Annotated in this window: 4 protein-coding genes; all 4 read right to left on the bottom strand. The window is 74.8% G+C overall.

The annotated features are described in order from the left end of the window. Positions 1 to 125: 125 nt before the first annotated feature. The gene (locus GXW71_RS34255; RefSeq protein ID WP_211858529.1) at positions 126 to 704 is read right to left on the bottom strand and encodes a TetR/AcrR family transcriptional regulator; all 579 of its coding nucleotides are present in this window, start codon (positions 702 to 704) and stop codon (positions 126 to 128) included. Positions 705 to 841: 137 nt separating this feature from the next. After that, the gene (locus GXW71_RS34250; RefSeq protein WP_367617425.1) at positions 842 to 1,720 is read right to left on the bottom strand and encodes a lysophospholipid acyltransferase family protein; all 879 of its coding nucleotides are present in this window, start codon (positions 1,718 to 1,720) and stop codon (positions 842 to 844) included. Then, on the bottom strand, positions 1,717 to 2,700 hold the full coding sequence (gene lpxK / locus GXW71_RS34245) for a tetraacyldisaccharide 4'-kinase (protein ID WP_211858525.1): 984 nt from the start codon (positions 2,698 to 2,700) through the stop codon (positions 1,717 to 1,719). Before lpxK ends, GXW71_RS34250 begins: the two co-directional genes overlap by 4 nt. Next, on the bottom strand, positions 2,700 to 4,004 hold the full coding sequence (locus GXW71_RS34240) for a 3-deoxy-D-manno-octulosonic acid transferase (protein WP_211858519.1): 1,305 nt from the start codon (positions 4,002 to 4,004) through the stop codon (positions 2,700 to 2,702). The genes lpxK and GXW71_RS34240 overlap by 1 nt, the downstream gene beginning before the upstream one ends. Positions 4,005 to 4,052: the final 48 nt, after the last annotated feature.

The raw sequence follows: 4,052 nt of genomic DNA, 5'->3' as shown, positions 1-4,052 counted from the left end.
GACGCCGGGCAGCGCCGCGATCGGCGCGGGCGGGCCTTCCGGCGCGGCACGGCCGGCCTGCAGCAGCATGGCGCCGCCGATCGCGGCCAGCGCGACGAGGCCGAGCGTGATCTTGCCGCGGCGGGTCATGGGGCGGGCTCCAGCAGGCGAGTGAGTGCCGCGGCGATCCCGCGCCGGTCCTCGGCAGGCAGGGCGCGCAGCCGGAAGATCCGCCACATCAGGGCGCCATCGGCCGCCGCCATGATCGCGGCGCCATGGCCGGGCGGCAGCCCGTCCTGCGCCACGCCCTGCAGGATGTCGGCGTAGATCGCTCGCACGGGGTCGAGCAGCGCCGGGTCGTGGTGGAAGGCGGCGAGGTAGACGGCGGCGGCGCGCCCGTCCCGCTCGTCATAGGCGCAGGCCTCGTCGTCGCCGAAGGCCCAGGCGATGGTCGCGCGCGAGATGCGCCCGGGCCCTTCCGGCTGGGCGGCGACGCCGGCTTCGAATTCGGAGCGGAAATACTCGGCCAGGCGCTTCAGCGCGGCGATCAGCAGCGCCTCCTTGGAGGCGAAGTGGTAGAGCAGCCCGCCCTTGGAGACGCCCGCGAGCTTCGCCGCCGCCTCCAGCGTCAGGCCGGAGACCCCCTTGTCATGCACCAGCGCCTCCGCCGCATCGAGGATGCGGGTGCGGGCGTCGAGCGGCTTCTCGGGCGGGACACTGTCCATGCCGGGTAGCTATACCGTCTGGACGGTATAGCAAGGCCTGTTACGTATCGAAATACGAGCGTGATGACTTGAGGCCGATCGGCCGAAAAGTCTGAATCACGCGATCAAACAAAGGGTTCGCGCCGATTCGTTCGCGGTCAGCGGGCGGATTTCGGCCAGCGGCGATGGAACCACAGCCAATCCCCGGGCCGCGCCCGGATCCAGGCCTCGATCCGAGCATTGATCGCGCCGGTCAGCGCGGCGAGGTCCGCGGCGCGGTCGCCGCTGTCGGGCAGCATCAGCGGCGGCTCGGCGGTGACGCGGAAGCGGGCGGGGCCGAGCCGTTCCACCCGGCCCGGGACCACCGGGCAACGAAACCGCAGCGCGAGCGCGGCCGGCGCGGCCGGCGTCATCGCCAGATGGCCGAAGAAGGGCGCCGCGATGCCGTCATTCATCTTCTGGTCGGCCAGAAGGCCGAGGATGCCGCCCTCCGCCATGAAGCGCAGCGCGCCGCGGGCGCCGGCGGCACCCTTCGGGAACATCGGCAGGCCATGCCCGCGCCGCCGCGCCAGCAGCGCCGCAACCCGGGGATTGTCGGGGGCGCGGTAGATGGCGCCCATGGCGATGCCGCGCGCCAGCAGCGCCCCCGGCAGCGCTTCCCAATTCGCGAGATGCGCGGAGACCAGCAGCGCCGGGCCGGTGGCGGGCAGGTGCTCGGCGCCCTCGATCTCGATGGCGAGCCGGTCGAGATGCGCGAGCTCCGCGACGGTGGCGCCGAGATTGGCCCAGGCGGCGCTGAGGATGGCGGGATGCTCGGCGGCCCGCTCCGGCAAAGCGAGGTGGAGATTGGCCGCGCCGCGCCGCTGCGCCGCCAGCAGCGGGCCGAAAAGCCGCGCCAGCCGGGCGCCGAGGCGGGACGCGGCAGCCGGCGGCAGGGCGGCGAAGACCGAGAGGGCGGCACGGGCGAGGAAGGCCTCGAAGAGCCAGGAGAGGCGCCGCCCCGGGGAAGGCGCCGCCCCCCGGGATGCGCCGCTCACGCCGGCTCCGCGACCCGCGCCACCAGCGTGTCGAGCAGGGCTTCCACCTGGGCGGGAGCCTCCCATTCCAGCCGCACGCTGACCGTCGTCACCCGGCTGCGGAAGGCGGGCGGGATGCGCACGAAGTCCTTGGGCGTCGTCACCGGGGTGGCGCGCAGCGCCTCGGCCTCGGCCAGGATCTCGCGCATGTCGCCGGAATCATAGGGGTAGTGGTCGGCGTAGCTCTGGCGTCCGGCCAGCACGGCCCCCGCTTCCTGGAGCGTCGCGAAGAACTTGCGCGGGTTGGCGATGCCGCAGAAGGCGTAGACCGGCCGGCCGGAGAGCGTCGCGGCCTCCGGCCCCTGGGTCAGGCGGGCGCGCAGCACGGGCAAGGTCGGCGGCAGCATGGCCAGCGCGCCGCATTCGTCCTCGCCGACCAGGATCGCGGCATGGCTGCGGGCGGCGGCGGCAGCGACCGGTTCCCGCAGCGGGCCGGAGGGGATGACGCGGCCATTGCCGAAGCCCGAGCTGCCGTCGATCACCAGCAGCGACAAGTCCTTCTCGAGCGTCGGGTTCTGCAGCCCGTCATCCATGACGATGGCCTGGGCGCCCTGCTCGATCGCCAGCCTGGCGCCGGCAGCGCGGTCGGCACTGACCACGGTGGGCCCTGCCGCGGCCAGCAGCAGCGCTTCGTCGCCGACATCGCGGCTGTCATGGCCGGGGCCGACCACCAGCGGGCCCTTCACGCGGCCGCCATAACCGCGCAGCAGGAAATGCGCGGCGATATTGCGATCCGCCAGGCGCTTGCCGAGGTCGAGCGCCACGGTGGTCTTGCCGGCGCCGCCGGCGGTGGCATTGCCGCAGCAGAGCACCGGCACCGAGGCTTTCCAGCCGGGCCGCGCCATGCGGCGCGCGGTCGACCGCGCATAGAGCGCGGCGATGGGGGAGAGGAGCAGGGGCAGCACACCGCCGCCGCCGCTCCAGAAATCTGGGGCGCGCATCAGGCCTCGACCGTAACCCGTCCTTCTTCGGTATCCTGTGCCGGCAGCAGCGGCAGTAACGCCGCGGCGACCCGCTCGGGCAGCTCCGCCTGCTGGGCGGCGACCAGGGCGGCCGCTCCGGCCATGGACCGCCCATAGTCGGGGCTCGATAGCACGGCATCCACCGCGTCCGCCAGCGCGGCCGGCGAGGCGGCCAGCCGACGTATGCCGCCCGCGGCTTCCAGCGCCCCGACGATCTCCGCGAAGTTGTGCATGTGTGGCCCGGCGAGGATCGGGCAGCCGAGTCGCGCCGGCTCCAGCGGGTTCTGCCCGCCATGCGGCACCAGGGACCCGCCGATAACAGCCGCATCGGCCAGGCGGTAGAACAGGCCGAGCTCGCCCAGCGTATCGGCGATGTGGATGGTGGCGTCCGGCCCCGGCTCGGCGCCGGCGGCGCGGCGGCTTGCGGTGCCGAGCTCGGCCGCGACGGCCGGGCCGCGCTCGGGGTGGCGCGGGACGATGATGGTGAGCAGGCCGGGGCGCGCGGGGGCCAGGATCCGGTGGGCGGCGGCGATCATCGCCTCCTCCCCCGGATGGGTGCTGGCGGCGAGCCAGACTGGCCGGCCAGCGGTGAGCGCCCGGACGGCGGCGAGCGCAGCCGGGTCCGCGGGCAGCGGGTCGGCGGCGAATTTGAGGTTGCCGGGGGCGGAGACCGGCCGGCCGCCCAGCGCCGCCAGGCGCTCCGCATCGCCCGGCGACTGCGCCAGGACAACGTCGAAGCGCGACAGCGTCTGCCGCGCCAGCGCCGGCAGCCAGCCCCAGCGGCGGGCGGAGCGCACGGACATCCGCCCGTTGACCAGCGCCATGGGGATGCGGCGTTCCGCGGCGGCGGCCAGCAGGTTCGGCCACAGCTCGCTCTCGACGAAGGCGCCGGCATCCGGGCGCCAGGCATCGAGGAAGCGGCGCGCCCAGGCGGGCACGTCGAGCGGCACGAAGCGATGCAGCACCCGGGGCGCGACATCGGCCGGCAGCCGCTGCGCGAGCAGGGTCGCGGAGGTGACGGTGCCGGTGGTGACCAGGACATGCAGCCCCGGCCGGCCGCGCAGCATGACCGGCAGCAGCGGCAGGATCGAGAGCGTCTCGCCGACGCTCGCGGCATGGAACCAGAAGAGCGGGCCGGGCGGGCGGGCGGCACCGTCCCCGTGCCGTTCGGGCAGCCGCTCCGCGATCTCCTTCCCGCGCTCGGCCCGGCTGCGGAGATAGAGCGGCAGCAGGGGGGCGGCGAGCGTCGCCGCGCCGCGCCAGAGCAGGCCGGCGACGCTCATGCGGCGATCCAGGCGTCGGCGGCCTCGCGCGCCGCGGTCAGCGCGGCG

The organism is Plastoroseomonas hellenica (genome assembly GCF_018129085.1).
Classification (GTDB): domain Bacteria; phylum Pseudomonadota; class Alphaproteobacteria; order Acetobacterales; family Acetobacteraceae; genus Plastoroseomonas; species Plastoroseomonas hellenica.
Note: the sequence above shows the minus strand (reverse complement) of the source record. Positions and strands in the feature narration are given on the sequence as shown.

Excerpts from the sequence above, each read along its gene's own strand:
- GXW71_RS34255 (WP_211858529.1), bottom strand. The coding sequence starts at position 704 with ATGGACAGTGTCCCGCCCGAGAAGCCGCTCGACGCCCGCACCCGCATC.
- lpxK (WP_211858525.1), bottom strand. The coding sequence starts at position 2,700 with ATGCGCGCCCCAGATTTCTGGAGCGGCGGCGGCGGTGTGCTGCCCCTG.
- GXW71_RS34240 (WP_211858519.1), bottom strand. The coding sequence starts at position 4,004 with ATGAGCGTCGCCGGCCTGCTCTGGCGCGGCGCGGCGACGCTCGCCGCC.